Source organism: Paenibacillus rhizoryzae (assembly GCF_059686995.1).
The window spans coordinates 1-23,739 of record NZ_JCAALT010000004.1; the positions used below are offsets into that span (position 1 = coordinate 1).

Genomic DNA, 23,739 nt, shown 5'->3' on the forward strand with positions numbered 1-23,739 from the left:
GATCTACTTGTGAGCCGAATCGGCGAATTTCACTCATGAATCTCACCTAGAGATCTACTTGCGAGCTGATTCGGCGAATTTCACTCATGAAGCTCACCTAGAGATCTACTTGCGAGCTGATTCGGCGAATTTCACTCATGAAGCTCACCTAGAGGTCTACTTGCGAGCCCCAATCAGCGAATTTCACTCATGAAGCTCACCTAGAGATCTACTTGTGAGCCGAATCGGCGAATTTCACTCATGAATCTCACCTAGAGATCTACTTGCGAGCTGATTCGGCGAATTTCACTCATGAAGCTCACCTAGAGATCTACTTACGAGCTAAATCAGCGATTTCCAAAAAAATAACGGAGCATAACAGAAAGCCTCCCACACCAAAAGGTGTAGGAGGCTTTCTTGTTTTGCTACTCTCGCTGGTCTCGCTAGTCTAGCTTGACTCGCTACTACTTACTTCGCGCTCCAGAGCTCAACGCGGTCTTTCACATACTTGGTGTAGCCTTCTTCCATTTTCTTCACGCCGGCTTTGTCGAGGTCTGCCATGTAAGCATCCCATACTTTGTCGAAGTCAGCTGGTTTAGCCAGGATCGCTTCAGGGATACGTTTCCATGTGATGTCTCTCATTTTCGTGCCAAGAATAGATACTTCATCTTCGCCCGGAATGGAGATGTTCCATGCAGCGCCGTAAGCTTTAACTTTGAACTCGTCCTCTTTCGGGAACAGGTCTTTCCAAGTTGTTGCTTTGTAAGCAGCAAGTGTTTCTTTCTCTACATCGCTGTAGCCAAGAACCAGCTGCTCAGGGAAGTTCTTCGTATAGTAGTTGCCGGATGGATCTTTAGCGCCATCGCCGTAGTGAACCATCATGTTCCAGTAGAAGCCGATACCTGTTTCTTTCGTGAATGCCGTGTTGTCGTTGTTGATGCGATCTTGTACTTCTTGCGGTACAACGCGTTTGCCATCAACAACATTATAGTGCTTGCCTTCGATACCCCAGTTGTTAAGCACTTGGAACTCGTCGGAAGCCAGGTAATCCAAGAATTTAATGGTACGAACCGGATCCGGATTCGTGCTGGAGATCGAGATTCCGTAGCCGCCCATGAAACCAGTTGGCCAGAACGATGCTTCTTTGATATCTTTGGACATCGTAACCGGATAGTGACCATACGTTTGATCGAATTTGCCTGCTGTTTTCAACGCTTGCTGACCATCATTGTAATCCCAGTCTTGGTCGATCAGACCCAGAACGCGGCCAGTTGCAACTTTCGCTTTGTATTGATCATATTTTTGAACGAAGCTTTCTTTGTCAAGCAAGCCGATATCGTTCATATGGTTCAACCAGCGGAAGTATTCTTTCTCTTCCGGACGACGGAAGTGGTAGATGGCTTCATGCGTATCTTGGTTAACGAAATATTCGCCATCATCGGAACCGCCTGTTGTTGCTACGGCTGGGTTCGTTACGGAAATGTACATATGCCAGTCATCCGCATTCAAGGATACACCGATGTTTTTGTTGCCGTTCTCGTCCGTTGGGTGTTTCTCCAAGTACGATTTGATTGCTGCTTCATAGTCTTGAACCGTACGAATTTCCGGGTAGCCTGCTTCTTTGACAACACGGTGTTGAAGCTCGAAGCCGCCGCCTGCCACGAAACGCTGCTCATCAGCCGCTGCCCATGTAGGAATCGCGTAGATCGCTTGGTCTTCATTTGTATATTTAGCGCGCACCAGGTAATCGCCCAGTACTTTCTTAATGTTCGGAGCATATTTATCGATCAGATCTGTAAGGTCGATGACAGCGCCAGCGTCAACCAGCTTGCCGATATCGCCTTTAGCCGAAATAATATCCGGGTATTCGCCGCTTGTTGCGATGAGCGCTACCTTCTGCGCAGGGTCGCCGACTGCGAATTCAGCATCCAGCGTTACGCCGGTTTTCTTCGTAATTTCTTTACTGACTTCATCTTGCATGTTGTTCCAGTTCGGATTCGGGTCTTCAGCAAACATGGACAACGTAAGCGGAGATGTATCTTCTGCTGCTGCATCTTTGTTAGCATCAGCGTTTGCTGCGTTCGTATTGGCGTTGCCTTCCGATGTTACCGCAGTATTGCTCGTTTCGTTGTTTTTCTCATTGTTGTTGCCACCGCAGCCAGCAAGTAATCCAGCAAGCATAGTGAGCGACATTAGAATCGAAGCTGTTTTGGCTGTCTTTCTTTGCATGTTGCAAACCCTCCCATTATGGTAAAAATTATATTGTATAAACAGGAAACCTGCTAATACCAAAGTCTGGTGAACCGAAGCGAGTTTAGCTTTTTACCGCACCAAGCGTCATCCCTTTGACAAAATAGCTCTGCAAGAACGGATACACAATCAGGATCGGTACCGTAACGATAATCGTAATGGCCATCTTCACGGATTCCGGTGAAATCTGCGCCATGACCTCGACCATGTTGCGGCCGCGGAAATTATCGACGTTCGTTGTTGTGCTCTGAATGACTTTCATGAGCTCGTATTGAAGCGTTGTCAGATGATCCTTTGAGCCGTTGTACAGATAAGTATCGAACCAGGAATTCCACTGACCGACTGCAAGGAACAAGGCAATCGTGGCAAGCGCCGGCTTCGTCAGCGGCAGAATGACACGCCAGTAAATCGTGAAGTCGTTGGCGCCATCGAGCTTGGCCGATTCTTGCAGCGCATAAGGGATCCCATCGATAAAGGATCGAATAACGAAGACGTTGAATGCGCTAACAAGTCCGGGTAACACATAGACGGCGAAGGTGCCCATCATATGAAGATCCTTGATTAAGATGTAGAACGGAATCAATCCGCCGGATACATACATCGTGAGCGCCAAGAACGTGGATACGAATTTCCGTCCTTGGAAGTCAACACGGCTAAGTGTGAACGCCAGCATGGAAGCACTGATGAGACCAAGCAGCGTGCCGATTACCGTCCGAAGAATCGATATCTTAAGCCCGGTAATTAACCCGGAGAAGGCAAATATGGTTTCGTAATTCTTCAGTGTGAATTGCCGAGGGAAGATGGTAATGCCGCCGCGCACACTGTCAGTAGAATCATTTAGCGAGATCGCCAGCACGTTTAGAAACGGATAGAGTGTAGCGACGGTTACAATGACGATTGCTGTGTAGACAACGATATCGAAGATGCGGTCAGACCAAGGCGTACCGCTGGATAGTGAGCGAGTTTCCATTTGGCAGCCTCCTATATGATGCTTTCTTTCGTAATTTTCTTGAAAATGCCGTTAGCCGTGAAGAGCAAGATGACGCTGACGACGGAGTTGAAGATGTTAATCGCGGTACCGAATGAATATCGACCCATTCCTAACCCGTAGTTAAGCGCATACAAATCAAGCGTTTGTGAGTAATCACGGACTAGATTGTTGCCTAGCAAGAACTGCTTCTCAAACCCGATGCTGATCAAGTGACCGATCGAGATGATAACCAAAATGATGATCGTGGAGCGAATACCAGGCAGCGTAATGTTCCAAACCTGCTGCAGCCTGCTAGCGCCATCCACTCTCGCTGCTTCGTACAGTTCCGGTCCGATACCGGCAATCGCGGCCAGATAGATAATCGTGTTCCAACCGGTTTCTTTCCATACGTCAGAAGCGGTAACGATACTCCAGAACAAATTGCCTTTCGCCGAGAACTGAATCGGCTCGTGAATCAGATGAAGACCGACTAACAGATCGTTCACTGCACCGTTATCGGTGGAGAGCATCTTCGTGACGATACCTGCCGCAACGACCCAGGACACGAAATGCGGTAAGTACGAAATCGTTTGAACGAAACGCTTGAACACTTGGATACGCACTTCATTGAGCAAGATGGCGAAAATAATCGGGATCGTAAATCCGGCAATCAAACCCATCACACTCATCGCCAGCGTGTTACGCAGCGCTTGGAAGAACGAATCGTCATGGAACAGTTCCTTGAAATATTCGAACCCCACCCATTTTTGTTCGAAAAACGACTTGGCGGGCTTGAATTTCTGGAACGCCATTGTCCATCCCCAGAGCGGCAAATAGCTGAATACGAACACCCACGCTATAAAGGGAAGAGACATCAGATACAAATATTTTTGCTGCATAAATGTGTGCCAGAAACGCGGCTTCCGGTAGTTCATAAGCAATTCCTCCTTGCTGTATGATCTAATGATAAGGAAAATAAAGCGTTTTCAATACCCTAACAATTTTGCTCAAAATCATATAAAAATCTCACATTTTCCGATAGGCCGATGGAGAGCTGCCGACGTATTTTCTAAATTTGCTATGAAAATAATCGACGTTGGAGTACCCAACCTTCTCCGCAACCTGGTACACCTTCATCCCTTGGCTGAGCAATTCTTTCGCTTTCTCGACCCGAACTTTATCCAGATAGGTGTTGAAATATTCCCCTGTTTCGTTCTTGAACAGCTTGCCTAGATAAGCGCTGTTATAGTTAAATACATCCGCCAAGGAATCCAGCTTCAAATTCTCCACATAATTGCGCTGAATCAAATCAAGCATTTTCTTGATTTGTTTGTCGGTTCCCACTATTGCCGATTCCGGCTTTAATCCTTGCAGAAAAGCAATGACATGCTGCTCCATCTCGTTATAATGGGTTTGCTCGAATATGGCATGGATGCTCGCAGATAGCTGTCCGCCTCTTGTCTGCATGTCGGGATCATGCTGCGACAGCTTGCTGATCACGCAGGTGACAATCTCGGCAAGCGTAGCCTTAATCGTTTGCTCCGAGCTGCCGCGCGCAAGCAGACATCTGCCCTTCTCCGTAACCAATTCGGCTATGGCCTTGGCATTCCCGATATCAATAGCAAAATATAGCTTGCCCGCTGTTTCCCCGCAATCCATCACCGTTTCCTCAGCCGTGGCATCGACTATCGGAGCCGCTTGGGCAATGGAAGCCGTCTCCGCCGTTATAAGCTGACCGCTCGCATAGAAGAAACGCAAACTCACGTATTTCGCAGCTTCCTCGTAGGAGCTGCTAATGTCCTCTAATCGCCTCACGCTTGATCCTGCGGCAGCTGTAACCACGAGATCCTCATCTGATAATAGCGCTGTCATATCTTTGTATAACGCTTGTCGCTTCTGATCGATCTGTAGATCCTTCTTCACGAGCAGCCCGATAAAGGAATCCACGGCGAACACGACACCGATGCCTTTCTCTTCAAACGCTTGAACAAACAGCCCCTTCAGCTTCATTAGCTGTCCATGCTCAATCTCATGCCCTTTGCCTTGCAGCTTCAGGAGCACGACCGTGTAGCTGTCCCAATTGAGGTCCGCATCCGCTAATTCATGCTCCTGCAAAGCAACCGGCGCCTGACTACCCGGAATCAAATAGGATAATACGACTCGCTCGCGGTTCCATACTTCCTTCATATCATTCTTCAGTTTCTCTGCGGTTTCTCGCTTAAGTGTGATATGCAGCTTGTTCAAATAATCGACCAATTCGTCTTCGTCGACCGGCTTAAGCAGATATCCGTCTGTATCCAGCGCAATCGCCTTCTTGGCATAATCAAAGTCTGCATAGCCGCTCAGGATTAATACATGTACAGTCTGCTCGTTTCTCCTCAGCTGTTCGATCAGCTCAAGCCCGCTCATGCCCGGCATGCGAATATCCACGATCATCAGGTCGGGTTTATGCCGTTCGTATTTGATAAGCGCATCTTTCCCGTTTGCTGCGGTGTCCACCACTTCATAACCAAGTCCATGCCAGTCGATTAGCGTTCTTAAGCCTTCGCGGATCGTAGGTTCATCATCCGTAATGAGCACTTTATACATAAGCAGATTCGCCTCCAATAGGAATCGTAAATTGAACTCTGGTACCAATGCCCGGCTCGCTCCAAATATCGAGTCCATACTCGCTTCCATAAAGGAGCTTTAATCGCATATGGACATTTCGCAGCCCGATACGGTTGCCTTCCCCATCCTCTTGATCGCCAAACGTTTGAAGCACCTCTTCCAGCCTCGCGCGCGCCATGCCTTCGCCATTATCAATGACTTCAACGTGAATCATATCCCCTTGCAACTCGGCTTTAATGCGAACAAGTCCGCCTTCTTCCCTGTTCTCAAGACCATGAATGACTGCATTCTCGACTAAAGGCTGAATGATAAGCGGAAGAATCGGTGCTTGCTCGGCAGCGGGATCAACCAGAAGCTCGTACATTAGCCGGTCTTCATATCTGAATTTCTGAATGTCCAAATAACAGCGAACCATATCGATTTCATTGCGGAGCATTACGGTTCGATTGCCGGCTTCGAGATTTTTGCGCATCATTTTGCCCAGCAGCCTGACGACGTTCGAAATTTCCTTCTCTCCCTTCAAATGGGCTTTCATTCGGATCGATTCAAGCGCATTGAATAAGAAATGAGGATTGATTTGACTGGCCATCATTTTGAATTTGATCTCATTTTGCTTCGACTGGATTTGCACCTTCTGCTTATTGGATTCCTGGACTTCGATGAGGAGCTCGTTAATACTGACCACCATCGCATTGAACTGCCTCGACAGCTGTCCAATCTCATCCTTGCCGTCAATTTCGAGCGCGATATCGAGGTTACCGGTCGCCACCTTCGTAATGTGTTTGCTAAGACGCAGCAGACGATTCGAAAGGAACGTCGCAAACCCATATATCAAGCCGATTGCCACTACGAGACTGATCGCAACGACTGTCAGCGCAAGCACAATAATTTGATTCGCATCCTTCACGATGCTTTCGATGGAAAATACGGAAATAATGCGAATCCCATTCAAGCTTGATGCCGGAACGAGCTGTTCGATTTGGATTTGCGAGGACTTTCCATCCACAATGGCTTGGAATCTCCCGCTTTGCTTATCGACGACGTTCGGATCGAATGAAATGTCGGCAAGCGTCTTCCCTACCCGATTCGGACGATTCGCGGAAACGATATGATTGTCATCATCCACGATCATCGTCTCGAAGGTTTCTTGATTGAGGATCGAATCGAGCATGCGCCCGTTCACATTGATCACAAGTACACCGATGTTGTGCTGGCTCAGAAAATCGATTTTGCGAATAAGGCTCAAATATTGTTTATGATCGCGTTCATCCTCGATGTAGTTCCAGCCAATCAGCCCGCTGCTGTTGATGGCCGTCTGATACCAGTTCGTGCGAATAATCGCGCTTGTCGGCTGGATGAACTCCCAATTGTTAAGCAGCGTCTTATTGTTAATGTAGAACCGAATGTTGGTGATTTCTTTATACAAACGGATATATTCTTTGATATCCGGATAATCTTTGTAAGCCTTCACGACGTCGTAGACCGTTTCATATTGGCCATTCGCGAGTCCCGCCAGCCGGCTGTCATTGGACATCCGGTAGGAAATATCATTCGAGACGTTGATCACCTCGGCCGTTCGTTTCTTCACCCGCTCCACGTTGGCAGCTGTCTGTTCAAGCGCATTTTCAAGCGCCATATGCCGCAGCTCACTTGTCAGAAAGACCCCGACCATCATAACCGGTACGAAAACAACGACGATACAGGATAAAATAAGCTTTGTTCTCAGCTTCATGTCATTCATGCTGCGGATTAGGATACGGAACATAGCTATGGCCTTCCCTTCTGTTTGTGAACTGTCTCGTTCTGGAAGCGTTTACAAAATAGTTGGTTATTTATGATGCTCAAAAGCATATTCTCCATTCTAATCAATTGAAACTCGAAAGAACAGGTAAAATTTGTTCCATTTTTCATGTAATAATTAGTGATTTCTGTATGAAACGTAAAAAAGAACGATACCGGCTAGGTATCGTTCTTTCGCTTCGGTTACTTATAAAGAGGGGATTGCGCAGGCGCTGGCTTAGGTGAAAGTGCAGCCACAGGTGCCGGTTTCGGCACAATTTGAGGTTTCGCAGGCGGTGCGGGTGGCGACAACGTAAGTGAAGATGTTGTGGCATTCAGCGCACCTTCGCTGAAGCGCTGAACCTCCTCTTTCAAGCCGAGCATCCGTTTGTCGAGCGCTCCGATCATATCGGCCGTTTCCTTCAGCTGATCGCGAATGGACTCCGGCATATCATCGTGAAATTGGTAATAAATTTTGTGCTCTAAACTGGCCCAGAAATCCATGGCGATGGTCCGCAGCTGAATTTCCACTTTCACATGCTCAATGCGCTCGGATAAGAACACCGGGATTTCAATAATCATGTGCAAGCTTTGATACCCGTTTGGCTTCGGATCTTTTATGTAATCCTTAACCTCGATCACCTTCACGTCACCTTGTCTGAGAATCATCTCGTAAACGCGGTATACGTCAGTTGTGAATGAGCAAATGACACGAACGCCGGCAATATCCCGAATATGTGCGGCCGCATTTTCTTTGGACACTTCCACCCCTTTGCGCTGCAGTTTCTCCACGATGCTCTCAGGCGATTTAATCCTTGTTTTCACATGCTCGATGGGGTTGTAATGCTGAACAAATTGAAGTTCTTCATTGAGAATGGTCAGCTTCGTGCTTATTTCATCCAATGCAAACTTATAGCTCATGAGCATTTTGGCCCATTCCATCACCATTTGCTTGTCCATCATCGTCGCTCACACTCCTTGATGCTCTCATCTGTATTACCCACTACAAGATCGGTGATAACAACCGTACACAGGATTCCCTGAACCTCTGGAACGTCGACCGTTGCGTATAGGCTTCGTAAGTCAGCTCCGTGCTGACCTTCATGTCATCTTCGAATATACGTTTCAGCTGTGCCGCCGTTTCGGTATCATATAAAATCGCGTTGACTTCAAAATTCAATTTGAAGCTGCGAATGTCCACGTTTGCCGTCCCTACCGAGGCGACATGACCATCCACCACGATCGTTTTCGCGTGCAGGAAACCCTTCTCATAGAGGTAGCATTTCATGCCTTCGCAGAGTAAGTCCCCCAGATACGAGTACGATGCCCAGTACACCATTTTGTGATCCGGTTTGCTTGGCAGCATCATGCGCACGTCGATTCCGGATAATACGGCCATTTTCAATGCGGTTAATAAACTCTCGTCGGGTATAAAATAAGGCGTTTGGATATAGATCGTTTCCTTTGCGGAATTGATCATTTTGATATACGCGTTCTTGATTTGCTCCAGCGTCTGGTCCGGTCCGCTCGACACAATCTGAATGCCCGCGTTTCCTGTGTTGGCGGCCGGCGGGAACAGCTCCAGTACATCCCTTGTAATCGGCGACGATGAAGCCATATTCCAATCCAGCATATAATGCGCCTGCATTTGGAGCACTGCATGGCCGGTGATGCGAAGATGCGAATCTCGCCACGCGCCATAGCGCTCGTCTTGTCCTAAATATTCATCGCCAATGTTGAAGCCGCCAATATAGCCAATTTGCCCGTCGATAATCGCAAGCTTCCGGTGATTGCGGTAATTGACGCGAATGTTCAGATAAGGGATTTTGGATGGGAAGAAGAATGCGACCTCTCCTCCCGCTGCCTTCAGCCGATCGAAGAAGTGACGCGGGAGCAGCGAGCACCCGATGTCATCGACGAGGAATCTGACCTTGACCCCTTGTTTGGCTTTGGCGGCAAGCACATCGAGTAGTCGATTGCCCAGCTTGTCGTTCTGTACGATGTAGTACATGAGATGAATATGACTGCTCGCCCGCTCAATATCGTCGAACAGTGCACCGAATTTATCATTGCCGTCGGTAAAAATTTCAACCTTGTTGTTCTGCGTGTACAGCGCGAAACCGCTCGTCAAATTCATGTAGATCATATCCGCGTAGTTCGCAGCTGCTGCATCGTTAAACACGACCTGATTATCCCGAAACTCCCGCCGCTGATTCTCGATCATCGCGTTCATCGTTTCTTTCGTGCGCTTGTTCAGCTTATAAATCTTCTTCTTGCTCAAATTCTGCCCCAGGACCAGGTACACCACGAATCCAACCGCAGGCAGAAAAAGAAGGACCATCAACCAGGCCCACGTCACGCCCACGTTGCGCCTTTCCATGAAAATAACCGCAATCGCAAGCGGAATATTAACAACCATCAAATACGTAAAAAAATTCCCAAACGTAAGCATCGGCATGCCTCTCCTCGAATGCTTGCATCATCATTGCACTCCCTACCCAGTATAAACCATTTTGGGCCGTAGGCCAAAAGTGGTGGGGGGATGGATGTAGCTCTCCTCGTGCGCTTCATGCGCTCATTCCATCCAACTAGCTATTATGTAGATCTCCTCGTGTGCTTCATTCGCTCATTCCACCTAACTAGCTACTATGTAGATCTCCTGGTCCGCTTCATGCGCTCGTTTCGCCAAACTAGCTTCTATGTAGATCTCCTCGTGCGCGTGTAGACCACCATCTCTTACTTGCTACTCCAGTTTGAGCTAGAAAGTTTGTAGCGCATTACTCTGCCTGATAATGACACTTTTGCTACAATGAAGCCTTTACTTGCAAGAGAACGAAGGTGTTTTGCAGCGGAACCTCTTGAAATCCCCATCTTCTTAGCTGCAAGAACAGGAGTCAGCTCGCCCCAGCACTCCTGCATCAGATGCAAGAGTGCTCGCTCATACACGCTCAACTCCTCGCCGGCGGGGCGAGAGATCCCGCCCCATTTTGCCAGTCCCATAAGTAGGGTTTGTTGGCCGCGGCGCGGTTTCTCCATGACCTCGTCATAGGCGAAACGCAGCAATTTCCAGCCTTCGATCAGCAGATGGTTTTGGCGGCTCAGGTCATCAGCGAATTTCCAACGAGAAATGTCTCGCCAGTGCGGTCCGAAGCCGTCAACCTCCAGAATTAGTTGATAAGACAACGGCGGACAATAAGCGAAGTCTACGAATCTTGTTCCGCCTTTCATATCCACTAGCTCATACTCGGGATGCAAATAATCCATGCTCCCGACTGCCGGCCACCACACCTGCTGAAGCAGAGCTTTCTCTGCCTCTCCGTGCTCCGACAACCTCCGTTTTCGCTCCTCGCTCACACCTATCATTGCCTGCTCCATCATACGCACATATGCCTGTTCGAACTTTTGCTCCATCATCTCGTCACACTCCCCGACAAATAAAAATAGGCTGCCCGCTCGGAAAACTTCCGAGAAGAGCAGCCTGTGCTTCAGGACTAATTATGTTTACATTTATTCTTCGATTATAGTGGATTCAATTACTGCGCGCCAGGGAGGATTTCGCGGAGAAACCAAAACATCCGTTGCGGCTTCTCCTATGTTATTTAACCGACCGCGTCCTAACTCATCTAGCCAATAACGTAACACGACATTTATTCGTTGCTACTTCGTACCGAACCGCTTGATCGACCGGATTTTGGCGCGTTCGATCTCGATTTGGCGATTGCGCGGTTCGGCGTTGGTTACAAGAGAGCTCAGCAGCTTCTGAGCCACTGCGGTAACTTCGTCAATCGCAGTGTGGAAGGCAGCCTCATTTGCTTTGGATGGTGCAGTGAAACCTGAGAGTTTACGGACAAATTGCACCGCGGCTGCATGAACCTCTTCTTCTGTTGCGGGCGGGTCAAAGTTGAACAGCGTCTTAATATTACGGCACATATCGAGTCTCCTTTTGGACAAGCATTATTCCTTATTTTACTACACCGCAGCCTCAGTCTCTAGTCTCGAACTCTGCTCATCTTCCCGTGTCGTGATTGGTGCTGTGACTGGGCTGTAACATCTCCTCGTGCGCTTCATGCGCTCGTTTCGCCAACTAGCTACGATGTAGATCTCCCCGTGTGCTTCATGCGCTCGTTACGCCAAACTAGCTACGATGTAGATCTCCTCGTGCACTTCATGCGCTCGTTTCGCCAAACTAACTACGATGTAGATCTCCCTGCGCGCTTCATGCGCTCGTTTCGCCAAACTAGCTACGATGTAGATCTCCTCGTGCACTTCATGCGCTCATTCTGCCAAACTAGCTACAATGTAGATCTCCTTGCTCGTACCGCCAAACTAGCACTGTTACAATGACTGAATGTGAATTGGAGCTACAACTAGCCAAACAACAAAATGCCCGCTCAAGATCAAATCTGATCCCGGCGGGCATTTCATCGCATATCCTTACAAATGCTTCAACAAATTACTCACCACATGCACAAGGTGCTGCTTCATCCGCTCGCCCGCGAGATCGGCATCCCGGCTTGAGATCGCCTCGTATATAGCGAGATGCTCGCGGTACAATCGCTCGGAGACCGAGCGATTCGCGTAAATCTCGACTCGCCGAATCTCGCGGATCGCCATTTCGAGCTGGCTCACGATGGAATCGAACAGCCGCACCATAATGGAGTTATGCGTCGCTTGTGCCAGCGTTGCATGGAACTCCACGTCGGTGCGTTCCCCTTCCAGATCATCGCCGACGGATGCTTCCATCTCCAGCATGATCCGGTGGAGCTCAGCCAAATCCGCGTCCGTCGCCTTCATCGCAGCGATGGAGGCGTTCGACACCTCCAAGGACTGCCTCGCTTCGAGCAGCTCGAGCAGCGTCTCGCGGTTCATTCGCAGCGACTGCAATTCGGGCAGCTCCACCTCAGGCGGTGCGCTGCTGATGACCGTGCAACCGCCGCCCTGCTTGATCTCGATATAGCCCATCGCTTTCAGCGCGCTCAGCGCCTCGCGCATGGTCGAGCGTCCGACGCCGAACTGCTCCGACATCTCCTTCGTCGAAGGCAGCTTGTCGCCGACTTTCAGCTTGCCGTCAATCACCAAGCGCTTGAGCTGCTCAGCAATCTCCTCATAATGGTTGCGTTTCGATAAACGGGTAACTTCCATCGGTAGAATTCCCTTCTATTAGCCAACAATGATCGCATAGACGACACCGGGACCATGTACGCCAATGGTCAGGTCGTTCTCGATATCGGCAGATCGGCTTGGTCCGGATATAAAATGAATGCCTGCCGGCAAGTTCGCGCGCCCTGCCTGATCAAAGTTTATCAAAACTTGCCCTAAACGTGTATGCAATCGCTCAATCGGAATAATCGCCATCAGTACCGTCGGCAGCAAACTAACGGAGCGTCCCTTGTCCTTCGACGACAATACCGTAATCGAAGCGGTATACGCCGCCGCATAATCAGCGACAACAACCCCGAAATCCGCTTCGGCAGCGCGTGCTTTCCAGTATTCCTCCGGATCGCTGTTCCAAACGGAAATCTTCGCATCCGGAATGGCCGCTTCCAAGCCCAGCTCGTTCAGCTCCGGTTGATTTTGGCGGATTACGTACTTCGCGCTCATCTCTGCCGCTTTGCCCGCAATAAACGATTTCGCTTCTTCCATATCGGCAAGCCGAACGGGATGCCCCCCGACGGCCTTGAAATTCTCCATAAACTTGAGCACGCGCTCCTCGAGCGGCCACTCAAAGTCTTTCCAGAAATCCGGCGCGCCGCGATACGGATGCGCCGGCGGCTCAATCTCGCGCGGACGTCTCAGCTTCGCGGAAATGCCGTCGATGAAACCCGTCTGCTTTGCGCGCGACTCCGCGGCAAGCCCGTCGAGCCATGCTTGATGCTCCTTTGACCTAGCTGCCATGACCATGACCTCCTCTTTTGCCTGTTCCGCGGTCTTTCACAATCGCTTCCATTCGGCTCTTCATCGCAGGATCCATCTCCTGCAAGCCGCTGCGGATTTCCGCTTCCATCGTCGGCCATTTCTCCCTAAATGATGCCTTAGGCAAGCTCGGCGCAACGCGGTACGTGTTCCAGCCCTTTAACGGACCGACTTTTGTGCGAATACCGCCATCGCGAACGACAAGCTTTTGACCCAATTGACCGATCTTCAGCACCGCTTTAAACCGCTTCGAATTCTTCATAACCGCAGCAAAGCCCTTCATGCCGAGCGCTTCCAGCTTATCGCCGCGTCCGCTCTCCAGCTTGCGGCGGCGCAAATAAACGAGCATTTCGTGCAGCGGAATCTTCACCGGACAAGCCTCATAACATGCACCGCACAAGCTCGAAGCATTGGCGATATCGTCCCACTCCGCTACATTTTTCTTCAGCGCCGGAGTAAGCACTGCACCAATCGGTCCGCTATAAGTGCCGCCGTAGGCATGACCGCCAATATGGCGATAAACCGGACAAGCATTCAGACATGCGCCGCAGCGAATGCAGTTCAGCAGCTCCTGGAACTCAGGGTCGCCAAGCTGCAGCGAACGCCCGTTATCGACGATAATAATATGCATCTCATCCGGACCATCCGCATCGACCTCGCGGCGCGGCCCGGAAATAGCCGACATATACACCGTAAGCTTCTGCCCGGTCGCCGAACGCGGCAGCAGCGTCGCCATCACTTCCAGATCGGCGAACGACGGAATAATACGCTCCATCCCCATCAGCGTAATTTGCGTCTTCGGAACGGTCGTCACCATCCGCGCATTGCCCTCATTCTCGAACAAGACCATCGAGCCCGTCTCGGCGATGGCAAAGTTACAGCCCGTCATGCCAATGTCCGCTTCCAGAAACCGTTCACGCAATTTGCGGCGCACGAAGCCGGCAAGAATCTGCGTATCCGGTTCAAGCGTCTCTCCGGCATCAGCCGAAAGTAAATCCGCAATTTGATAGCGATTCAAGTGAATAGCCGGAATGATTATATGGGATGGCGTTTGGCCAGCCAATTGAATGATATATTCACCTAGATCGGTCTCAATCGCTTCGACCCCGATCGATTCCAGTGCCGTGTTCAGATGAAGCTCCTCGGTCACCATCGACTTGGACTTCACGACCGACTTAGCCTCAACATGCTTCGCAATATCAAGGGAGATCTTCACCGCATCCGCTGCCGTCTCGGCAAAATGGACATGGACGCCGTTCGCCCGCGCATTGTTCACAAACAGATTCAAGTAATAATCGAGATGCGCAATGGTATGCAGACGGATTTGCCGTCCGCGCTCACGCCAATCATCCCAGTTGCCATGATCCTCGGCCGCTTTTTCCTTGCCCGTACGCAAACGCTCTGTCGTAAACCGAACCGCTTTACGCAGAAAATCATTGTTCAGCGCGATATCCGCCCGATCTTTGACCGTGTTGCCGCCAACCGCTCCTGCTCCGCTCATGCGCCTTTCACTCCTTCATAGAGAAGCTCCGCCAGATGCATCACGCGCACCGGCTTATCCCGGTAACGCAAATTGCCCGCAATGTTCATCAGGCATGCCATATCTAAGCCAACAAGCACTTCCGCTTCCGTCTCCAGCACATGATCGCTCTTCTCGCTCACCATCGCACCGGAAATATCCGACATTTTGACCGCAAACGTTCCCCCGAATCCGCAGCAATCATTGGCAAAAGGAAGCGGAATAAGCTCCATCCCCTGCACCTGCTTCATCAGCATTAGCGGCTCCTCCTTCACGCCCAGCAGACGACTGCCGTGGCAGGAAGGATGATACGTGACTTTGTGCGGGAAGCTCGCGCCAACATCCGTAATCCCCAGCACCTGCACCAGAAATTGCGTAAACTCGTAGGACTTCTCCTGCAGCTTAATCGCTTTCTCCAGCATGACAGGATCGTTCTCGAACAGCTTCGGATAATGATGAATCATGCCGGTACAAGAGCCGGATGGGGAAATGACGAAATCACAATCTTCAAAAGCAGCCAAAATCGTAGCCGCCGTCTCCCGTGCTTCCTTCCAATAGCCGCTGTTGAAAGCAGGCTGGCCGCAGCAGGTTTGTACCGTCGGGAATTCCACCGTCACACCGTATCTAGCTAACAAACGCACCATTGCTTCACCGACCGGAGGATATAAGGCATCGCTTAAACAAGTTATAAATAAGGAAACTTTCACGCGCATCGGCACCTCGCCTTATGAAATAGTTATGATATCATTTTATCAGGTTGTCAGACATGTTGACAATAGAAAAGTGCGGATACTTGGCACACTCCCCTGTTTACATTAACGCTACATAGTGACACGAAGTAGTGGTAATAAGCGATGCATAGCAGCTTGGAGGACTCCTTTGGAAAACCTTACGGAAATGCTAAAAGAAAGTGTATAAACGGAGAATGAAATAACGTAAAAAAAAGATGACTTCTGAATCGATCAGAAGTCATCTTTGCTGCTTACACGGTTAATACCGAAATCGTTGTTCGCTCAGCAAGCTGCAATCGGATCTCTTGCGGAAGCCGCTGATCGGTAATGATCCGATCGATTTCGCCGATGTCCGCAACATGCGTGAACGCCTGTACCCCAAACTTGCTGGCATCGGCCAGCAAGACAACCTCGTCCGCCATACCGATCATTTTCTGCTTGATGCGCGCTTGCAGTTCATTCGACTCGCTAATGCCGCGGTCCAAGTGAACCCCTTTGCAGGAGAGAAATACTTTATCGACATGGTAAAGGTCGAGCGACCGTTCCGCCAGCGGACCGACAAAAGATAACGAGCGCTGCGCCAGCAAGCCGCCTGTCGAAATAACTTCGATGCGCTCCTTGCTGCTCAGCTCTGTCGCTACTTTGATCGAATTGGTCAGCACCGTGAGCGGAAAATCCGGCAAATACGAAGCCATATACCACGCGGTCGAGCTCGCGTCGAGCAAGATGCGGTCTTTCGGGCGAATGAGCTTGACCGCCTCCTGCGCAATACGCTTCTTCTCCTCCGCGTGCGTAATTTCCCGCTCCGCATACGGAATTTCCGGCTGCTGCTGCTGCGGCAGATCCTTGACGCTTACCGCACCGCCGTGCGAACGGCGAAGTCTGCCCGCCTGCTCCAGCCGGTCCAGATCGCGGCGGATCGTCTCCTCCGTCACCTGGCACAGCTCGCTGAGCTCCGTTACCCGGATGCTGCCCCGTTCATTTACCAGTCCCACTATTTTCTCATAACGCTCTGCAACCAGCATAGTCATCCTCTTCTCGCGAACTGCTCATATTGCTATCTTCTATTCAATAAGTCCCGTTAACGCACGGAATTTCCCGTATGCATCATCCCATAATTGGCGTTCCTGCGGCTCGTACACCACGACAGGGAACGACTCCCGGATCACCTTGCGCGCTTCCCAAATATCGGAGAGCTCACCTTGCGCAATCCATTGCACGACTAGGTTGCCAAGGGCGCTGCCTTCAACCGGACCGGCCCAAACCGGCTTGCCGATCGCATTCGCCGACCACTGGCACAGCAGTACGTTTTGAATGCCGCCGCCTACCATATGCAAACCGCTGAACGATTTGCCTGACAGCCGCTCTGTTAATTCAAGCACATAACGGTATTTCAGCGCAAGACTTTCCAGTATGCAGCGGACGATTTCGCCCGGCGTTGCAGGCGCCGTCTGCCCCGTCGACACGCAATACCGGCGGATTCGCGCCGGCATATCGCCTGCATGCAGGAACAACGGATCATCCGGCTCGATGAGGGCACCGAACGCCGGCGCCTTCTCCGCCATCGCGATCAGTTCAGGGAAACTGTACGATTGACCGGCACGTTCCCATGCTCTGCGGCTTTCCTGCAAAATCCACAGCCCCATAATATTCTTGAGCAGACGGTAAGTCCCGTAAACGCCGCCTTCATTCGTGAAATTCAGCTCCTGCGCGAGCTCGTTGATGATCGGACGATCGATTTCCGTCCCCATCAGCGACCAAGTGCCACAGCTTAAGTAGGCAAAATCACGCTCCAGCGCCGGTACCGCCGCAACCGCAGAACCTGTGTCGTGTTCGGCTGCCGCATACACCGGAACTGCGCCGATGCCGAGCTCTTCCATAAGCGAAGGCCGCAATTGCCCCACTCGCGCACCAGGCTGAACAACGTCGCCGAACAGTGAAGGCGAAATCCCAATCGCTTCAAGCAGCGGCTGGTCCCAGCGGCCTTCGAGCGGGTTGTACAGCTGCGTCGTTGTCGCATTGGAGAATTCGTTATGCATCTCGCCGGTCAGGAAGTAACGAAGCAGATCCGGAATCATGAGAAAACGTTCCGCTCCCTCAAGCAGCGGAGAGTTCGCTTCCTTCAGCGCAGCCAGCTGGTAAATCGTATTGAACGGCAGAAACTGAATTCCTGTCCGGCCGAAAATCAGCTCCGTCGTGAGGCGCGCCTTCGTGCGTTCCATCACACCGTCGGTATGATGATCCCGATAGTGATACGGATTGCCAAGCAGCTCGCCGCCTCGGCCGATGAGTCCAAAGTCGACCGCCCAGGAGTCGATGGCTAGACTTGCCGGCGTTTCGCCGGCATGCTTCGCCTTTAGCAGTCCTTGTTTGATCTCATGAAACAAGCGGAGAATGTCCCACTGCAATCGGTCGCCTACGCCGACCGGGTCATTGCCGAATCGGTGAAGCTCCTCCACCTCGATAGTGCGATTATTCAATCGGCCTAACAGCGCTCTTCCGCTGCTGGCTCCAAGGTCATAAGCCAGAATGCTTGGCAAGCTGCATCCTCCTATACGTTAGATTCTGCTGCTTCGACCGGTTCTTTGCCCCGCTGCAGCAATACCGCTTGCTCGTAAGCTTTCACTTCGGCAAGCCATGCTTCACGCACAGGCACACCGTTCTTCTCGCAGTAGTAATCCCAAACTGCGCCGAACGGATACGACTTGAATTCTTCTTGCAGCGCAAGGCGAGTCGTATAGTCGCCATCGTTTTCAGCTTGGCGCAGCGCTTCAACCGGATCCAGCATCGCTCTCATCACGGCTTTAATCGTGTTGCGCGTCCCGATAACCCATGCTGCAACGCGGTTAATGCTGGCATCGAAGAAATCAAGGCCGATATGCGTTTTGCTAAGCAGGTCGCCGCGGACAAGCTCACGGCCGATATCAATCAGCTCATCGTCCATCGTCACGACATGATCGCTGTCCCAGCGCATAGGGCGGCTGACATGAAGCAGAATGCCATCTGTGAACAGCGAAATCGCGGACAGCTTATTCGAAATGACTTCCGTCGGATGGAAATGGCCCGCATCCAAACAGATCAGCTTATTGTTCTGCATCCCATAACCCATATAGAATTCATGCGAACCGACAACATAGGCTTCCGAGCCCAAGCCGAACAGCTTGCTTTCCACCGCATCCAGGTTATGAGCAGGGTTCAATTCTTCCTCGAATACTTCATCGAGCGCATCCTTCAACCGTTTACGCGGTGCCAAACGATCAACCGGCGTATCCTTGAAGCCGTCCGGAATCCATACGTTCGTGACGCAGGTTTGGCCGAGCTGCTCGCCGAAATAAGCTCCGATTTTGCGGGATGCCTTGCAGTGGTCGATCCAGAATTGACGAATTTCCGGGTCCGGATGGCTCAGCGTGAAGCCGTCCTTCGACTTCTCGTGGGAGAAGCAGGTTGGATTAAAATCAAGACCGAGTCCTTGCTCCTTCGCCCAATCGACCCACTTCTGAAAATGCTTCGGTTCGATTTTGTCCAGCTCAACTTGCTCATTGGTGTCTACATAAATGGCGTGCAGGTTCAGCTTGTGTTTGCCCGGAATCAAGGAGAATGCCAGCTCCAAATCCGCGCGCAGCTCTTCCGGCGTACCGGCAGCCCCAGGATAATTACCGGTAACCGAGATGCCTCCTGTCAGTGCTTGGCCTTTATTCAGAAAGCCGCGTACATCGTCTCCCTGCCAGCAGTGCATCGATATTTTAATTTGAGCCAGCTGCTCCAGTGCCGCATCCACATCAATACCATGGCGTGCATACAGCGCTTTGGCTGCCTCGTAATTAGCTTGAATGGTTTGGTCCATCTCACATGCTCCTTTTAACGTTATTTTAGAGGATGAGCTACGACTGACATTAATGCATTCTCCGCCTGGGTTGCATCTAATCGGCTGTATTGCACGATAATCGGAATATCGCTCAATACCTCTATCGCATAAGGAACGCCGACCGGAATGAACTCCCCACTCGACGACAGGGTAGAGGTACGGATATGTTTGGTTCGTCTGCCTGGTACGACAACAAGAATGTTTTCAATGGGATTGCGATCCTCGAAGAAAATGGTCATCCGGATCAGTGCGTCTTCCGAAGCACAGTTGAGCACACATACCGATTCATGGCTTTCAAGTGAACCTTTGCTTGTTGGCGGAATATAGCCGTCCGGAATAATCCAGTGTTTCTCGCCTCTTGCTTGATACATGCCCGCACCAACCTCTCTTATCGTGTGAATGCTGCCGGAACTCCGCCGTCAATGGTCAACATACAGCCGGTCGTTTTATCTGCCTTGGAGGAAGCGAAGAACGCAACGCCTTCGGCGATATCGCGCGGATAGATGTTAACGAGCAGCGTCGTCCGTTTACGGTAGTACTCTTCCAGCTGATCCGGTTCGATGCCGTAAGCGGCTGCCCGCTCATTGCGCCAGCTGCCGTTCCAGATCGTAGAGCCTTGCAGAATCGCATCCGGCAAAATCGTATTGCAGCGAATGCCGAACTCTCCGCCTTCTGCTGCCACGCAGCGTGCCAAGTGAGCCTCCAATGCTTTTGCCGAGCTGTACGCAGATGCGCTCTTGCCCGCATACACGGAGTTTTTGGAACCGATGAATACCATGTTGCCGCCGATTGCTTGCTCTTTCATCAGCTTGAACGCCTCGCGTGCGACCAGGAAGTAGCCTGTGCCAAGCACGTTCATGTTCAGGTTCCATTCTTTCAAGGATGTCTGGTCAAACGGACTCGAGGTTGCGAGACCTGCGTTGTTCACGATGATGTCGATACCGCCATACGTGAGTGCTGTTTCTGCGATAGCCGCCATAACCGCTTCTTCGCTCGTTACGTCCATCTTCACAGCTGCCGCACGGCCTTCGCCGTACTTCCCATTAATTTCGCCGGCTACCCGCTCCGCACCTTCCAAATTCAGGTCGGCAAGTACCACATGAGCGCCTTCGGAGACGAGGCGGCGAGCCGTTTCACTGCCGATGCCGCCGGCACCGCCGGTAATGAACGCGACTTTGCGGGAGAATTCCGCTTCTGCAGGAGCAAGCGACAGTTTGTACAGCTCAAGCGGCCAGTACTCGACGTTGTAGGATTCGTTCTCGCTTAGGGAGACGAAGTCGCCAAGCGCTGTTGCGCCGCGCATAACGGCAATGGCACGGTGGTAAAGCGCGCCGCTCACTTTGGAGTTGGACCAGCTTTTGCCTGTATTAATCATGCCGATTCCCGGAATTAGAATAACGCGCGGCGCGGCTTCGAACATCACGTCGCCTTCGTTCTTATTCCGTTCGAAATAGGCTTCATATTGTTTCTTATACGCAGCGATGCTTTCTTTAAGAATCGCTTTCAACCCGTCGATATCCTCTACGTTCGGCGTCCAATCGATGAACAGAGGTACAACCTTCGTGTGAACGAGGTGATCCGGGCAAGCCGCGCCGACTTGGGACAGCTCAGGGGATTTTGCGCCGCCTACGAATGCCAGCACGTCGTCTGCATCGTCGAAGGTCAGAATCATTTTCTTCGCATCGCTTACCGCGCCGCGAATCGTTGGCATCACTTGTGCAGCAATGCTTTTGCGGACATCTGCTTCAAGCGCTGCGTATTTCACGCCGCCGAACAGCTTCGCTTCGTTGACGCGAGCTTCGATGAAATCTTCTGCTTCTGTGATGATTTTGATCGTTTGCGCGTAAGCTTCCTCGGATGTCTCGCCCCAAGTAACGAGACCGTGTTTCTCCATGAGCACGAGCTCTGCTTTCGGATTCGAGAGCACGCCTTGCGCAATCATTTTGGAAAGGGTAAAGCCTGGGCGTACATAAGGGACCCATACGAAACGGTCGCCGAAAATTTCTTTGGCCAGCTCTCTGCCGTTATCCGCGCAGCATAGGCTGATGATGGAATCCGGGTGCGTGTGATCCACGTGTTTGAACGGCAGGAACGCATGCAGCAGCGTTTCGATCGAAGCGCGCGGGTGCTTGCTGTCGATCATACAATGTGCGAGGTAGCCAACCATTTCCTCGTCGGACATTTCATCGCGCTCGAACAATGGACGAATATCCTCCATGCGCAGACCCGTGAAGTTGCCCGCTTTCATCGTAGCAAGGTCAGAGCCGCTGCCTTTCACATACATCACTTCAATGTCGCGACCGCGGAAATCCTGCACCGTTGTCTTGCTTGATGTGTTACCGCCGCCCCAGTTGCAAACGCGGCGATCCGTACCGATGATATTAGAGCGATAAACCAGCTGTGCAAGTCCGCCTTGCAGTTCCGATGCTTTCTCTTGCTCCCACAAACTTTGTACCATTGTGAATACCTCCGAATGAGTTTGATATATGATGTTAAAATCAGTTTATCATGTTTGTTTGTTTTTGAATACAGAAATTCAAACAAAAACAAAAACATCCCGAAAACACAGCGAAGATGAAACTTCGCTCTGTTTTCGGGCTTGTTTGTTGGGCTAGGCTCGAAGGAACTGAGCGGCTATCATGTAGTTCTCCTGGTGCGCTTCATGGGCTCATTTCGCCGGAGTTGCTGCCATGTAGATCCACTGGTGCGCTTCTTGCGCTCATTTCGCCGAATTCGCTACCATGTAGATCCACTGGTGCGCTTCTTGCGCTCATTTCGCCGAATTTACTCTCATGTAGATCCCCTGGTACCCTTCATTCGCTCATTTCGCCGAATTTACTCTCATGTAGATCCCCTGGTTCCCTTCATTCGCTCATTTCGCCGAATTTACTCTCATGTAGATCCCCTGGTTCCCTTCATTCGCTCATTTCGCCGAATTCGCTTTTCAAGCGAAATAGTAGCTCCTAGAGCAACACATTGGAAGTTAGTTGACGAATCAAGCGAAAGAGTCGCTCCTAGTGCAACTCTTTCGCGGAAACTAAGTTAGTTTTACGATAGAGTAGCCCCCAGGGCTACTCATTTGAAGTTAGTTGGTGAATCAAGCTAAAGTGTTGCTCCTAGAGGAACTCTTTGGCGGAATCTAAGCTTGTTTTACGAAAGAGTTGCCCCCAGGGCTACTCTTTATAAGTTAGTTGGCGAATCAGCTACTCCCTCATGTGCATCTTGCGCCTAGCCGCCTCGTTTACACCTCATCGAACATCAAAATAATCTTATTAAACGCATTCGGTTTCGTCTTGGCCTCATGGAAAGCATGCGCGATGTCCTGGAACGGCATCGTCGCGGTAATAATGCTTCCGCCAGCTCGCGGTTGCGGCTCAGGAAGTCAATAATAAACGGAAATTGATCCACGCTGTTCCGGCTGCCGCGGATTTCGACTTCCTTCTTCGTAAACAGGATGCCGGGAAAACTCACATCGTCAGAGGTCACCCCACGATTACAACATGGCCGCCAGCGCTGACCAGATGAATCGTCTGCTCCATCGTGCGCTTCAGTCCGGCCACCTCGATGACGGCATTGGAGTATTCCCCGCCGGTCAATTCCTTTACCCGCTGAACTGGATCGGCTTCCAGCGGATTGATCAGGACGTCCGCACCGAATGCTTCGCGGTCAGCAGCCGCTCCGGCACGACATCGACGGCAAACACGCGCACAGCGTAAAGCCGCTTGAGCAGAATCAGAATCGTCAGCCCGATCGGACCCATGCCGAGTATGGTGACTGTCATGCCATCCTTCACATTCCCTGCTTGACCGCCTGTGCCCCAATCGTGAACGTCTCGCACAAGGCGCCGATGCGATAATCCATCTCATCCGGCATCGGATGAATGCACCGCTCCGGCACCGCTACATAGTCGGCAAACCCGCCCTGCCCGCCAAAGGAGCCGACGAATTTCATATCGATGCAGCAATTGTATTTCCCGCTTCGACACGGATAGCAGCTTCCGCACGGAATCGCCGGTTCAATGATGACGCGGTCAGACTTTTCGCCCCATGCAACTACAGACGATTTTCCACCTTTGCAAGACCTATTTCCCTCCTAGCGTGCGAGGCATTTCCGTTATGATTAC

21 protein-coding genes and 1 pseudogene are annotated in these 23,739 nt (G+C 51.0%); all 22 read right to left on the reverse strand.

Going from position 1 to position 23,739, the window contains the following annotated elements:
• Positions 1–447 precede the first annotated feature (447 nt).
• The gene (locus tag AC6ESO_RS12670) at positions 448–2,208 is read right to left on the reverse strand and encodes an ABC transporter substrate-binding protein (RefSeq protein ID WP_497091650.1); all 1,761 of its coding nucleotides are present in this window, start codon (positions 2,206–2,208) and stop codon (positions 448–450) included.
• Between the two features lie 85 nt (positions 2,209–2,293).
• Positions 2,294–3,199, reverse strand: coding sequence for an ABC transporter permease subunit (locus AC6ESO_RS12675; RefSeq protein WP_494820388.1), 906 nt, complete (start codon positions 3,197–3,199; stop codon positions 2,294–2,296).
• 11 nt (positions 3,200–3,210) lie between these two features.
• Positions 3,211–4,134: an ABC transporter permease subunit gene (locus AC6ESO_RS12680; protein ID WP_494820389.1), complete on the reverse strand. Its 924-nt coding sequence runs from the start codon at positions 4,132–4,134 to the stop codon at positions 3,211–3,213.
• A gap of 91 nt (positions 4,135–4,225) precedes the next feature.
• Positions 4,226–5,788: a response regulator gene (locus tag AC6ESO_RS12685; protein WP_497091651.1), complete on the reverse strand. Its 1,563-nt coding sequence runs from the start codon at positions 5,786–5,788 to the stop codon at positions 4,226–4,228.
• A complete protein-coding gene (locus tag AC6ESO_RS12690; protein WP_497091652.1) occupies positions 5,781–7,574 on the reverse strand; it encodes a sensor histidine kinase in 1,794 nt (597 codons plus the stop codon). Before AC6ESO_RS12690 ends, AC6ESO_RS12685 begins: the two co-directional genes overlap by 8 nt.
• Before the next feature lie 218 nt (positions 7,575–7,792).
• On the reverse strand, positions 7,793–8,551 hold the full coding sequence (locus tag AC6ESO_RS12695; protein ID WP_497091653.1) for a GTP pyrophosphokinase: 759 nt from the start codon (positions 8,549–8,551) through the stop codon (positions 7,793–7,795).
• Between the two features lie 40 nt (positions 8,552–8,591).
• The gene (cls, locus tag AC6ESO_RS12700; RefSeq protein ID WP_497091654.1) at positions 8,592–10,040 is read right to left on the reverse strand and encodes a cardiolipin synthase; all 1,449 of its coding nucleotides are present in this window, start codon (positions 10,038–10,040) and stop codon (positions 8,592–8,594) included.
• A gap of 284 nt (positions 10,041–10,324) precedes the next feature.
• Positions 10,325–11,002, reverse strand: a complete 678-nt coding sequence (locus tag AC6ESO_RS12705) for a DUF559 domain-containing protein (RefSeq protein ID WP_497091655.1) — start codon at positions 11,000–11,002, stop codon at positions 10,325–10,327.
• Positions 11,003–11,245: 243 nt separating this feature from the next.
• Positions 11,246–11,518, reverse strand: a complete 273-nt coding sequence (locus tag AC6ESO_RS12710; RefSeq protein WP_494820395.1) for a DUF2277 family protein — start codon at positions 11,516–11,518, stop codon at positions 11,246–11,248.
• Between the two features lie 195 nt (positions 11,519–11,713).
• The gene (locus AC6ESO_RS12715) at positions 11,714–11,854 is read right to left on the reverse strand and encodes a hypothetical protein (RefSeq protein ID WP_497091656.1); all 141 of its coding nucleotides are present in this window, start codon (positions 11,852–11,854) and stop codon (positions 11,714–11,716) included.
• 168 nt (positions 11,855–12,022) lie between these two features.
• On the reverse strand, positions 12,023–12,730 hold the full coding sequence (locus AC6ESO_RS12720; protein WP_497091657.1) for a FadR/GntR family transcriptional regulator: 708 nt from the start codon (positions 12,728–12,730) through the stop codon (positions 12,023–12,025).
• Between the two features lie 18 nt (positions 12,731–12,748).
• A complete protein-coding gene (locus AC6ESO_RS12725) occupies positions 12,749–13,483 on the reverse strand; it encodes a LutC/YkgG family protein (protein ID WP_497091658.1) in 735 nt (244 codons plus the stop codon).
• Entirely contained in the window at positions 13,473–15,002 is a 1,530-nt protein-coding gene (locus tag AC6ESO_RS12730) for a LutB/LldF family L-lactate oxidation iron-sulfur protein (protein WP_497091659.1), read from the reverse strand. Before AC6ESO_RS12730 ends, AC6ESO_RS12725 begins: the two co-directional genes overlap by 11 nt.
• A complete protein-coding gene (locus AC6ESO_RS12735; protein WP_497092134.1) occupies positions 14,999–15,727 on the reverse strand; it encodes a (Fe-S)-binding protein in 729 nt (242 codons plus the stop codon). The genes AC6ESO_RS12730 and AC6ESO_RS12735 overlap by 4 nt, the downstream gene beginning before the upstream one ends.
• A 275-nt stretch (positions 15,728–16,002) precedes the next feature.
• Complete coding sequence (locus AC6ESO_RS12740; protein ID WP_494820404.1) at positions 16,003–16,776, reverse strand: DeoR family transcriptional regulator; 774 nt, start codon at positions 16,774–16,776, stop codon at positions 16,003–16,005.
• Positions 16,777–16,815: 39 nt separating this feature from the next.
• Positions 16,816–18,291 carry a rhamnulokinase gene (locus tag AC6ESO_RS12745; protein ID WP_497091660.1) on the reverse strand — a complete coding sequence of 492 codons (1,476 nt, stop codon included), beginning with the start codon at positions 18,289–18,291 and terminating at the stop codon, positions 16,816–16,818.
• 11 nt (positions 18,292–18,302) lie between these two features.
• The gene (gene rhaA, locus AC6ESO_RS12750) at positions 18,303–19,595 is read right to left on the reverse strand and encodes an L-rhamnose isomerase (RefSeq protein WP_497091661.1); all 1,293 of its coding nucleotides are present in this window, start codon (positions 19,593–19,595) and stop codon (positions 18,303–18,305) included.
• 20 nt (positions 19,596–19,615) lie between these two features.
• Positions 19,616–19,987, reverse strand: coding sequence for a sensory rhodopsin transducer (locus AC6ESO_RS12755; protein WP_497091662.1), 372 nt, complete (start codon positions 19,985–19,987; stop codon positions 19,616–19,618).
• Between the two features lie 17 nt (positions 19,988–20,004).
• Positions 20,005–22,074 carry a bifunctional aldolase/short-chain dehydrogenase gene (locus tag AC6ESO_RS12760; protein ID WP_497091663.1) on the reverse strand — a complete coding sequence of 690 codons (2,070 nt, stop codon included), beginning with the start codon at positions 22,072–22,074 and terminating at the stop codon, positions 20,005–20,007.
• Between the two features lie 1,024 nt (positions 22,075–23,098).
• The gene (locus AC6ESO_RS12765; RefSeq protein ID WP_497092135.1) at positions 23,099–23,257 is read right to left on the reverse strand and encodes a zinc-binding dehydrogenase; all 159 of its coding nucleotides are present in this window, start codon (positions 23,255–23,257) and stop codon (positions 23,099–23,101) included.
• Positions 23,254–23,397: a hypothetical protein gene (locus tag AC6ESO_RS12770; protein ID WP_497092158.1), complete on the reverse strand. Its 144-nt coding sequence runs from the start codon at positions 23,395–23,397 to the stop codon at positions 23,254–23,256. The genes AC6ESO_RS12765 and AC6ESO_RS12770 overlap by 4 nt, the downstream gene beginning before the upstream one ends.
• An 8-nt stretch (positions 23,398–23,405) precedes the next feature.
• A pseudogene (locus AC6ESO_RS12775) lies at positions 23,406–23,642 on the reverse strand (alcohol dehydrogenase catalytic domain-containing protein); the annotation flags it as partial.
• Between the last annotated feature and the right edge of the window lie 97 nt (positions 23,643–23,739).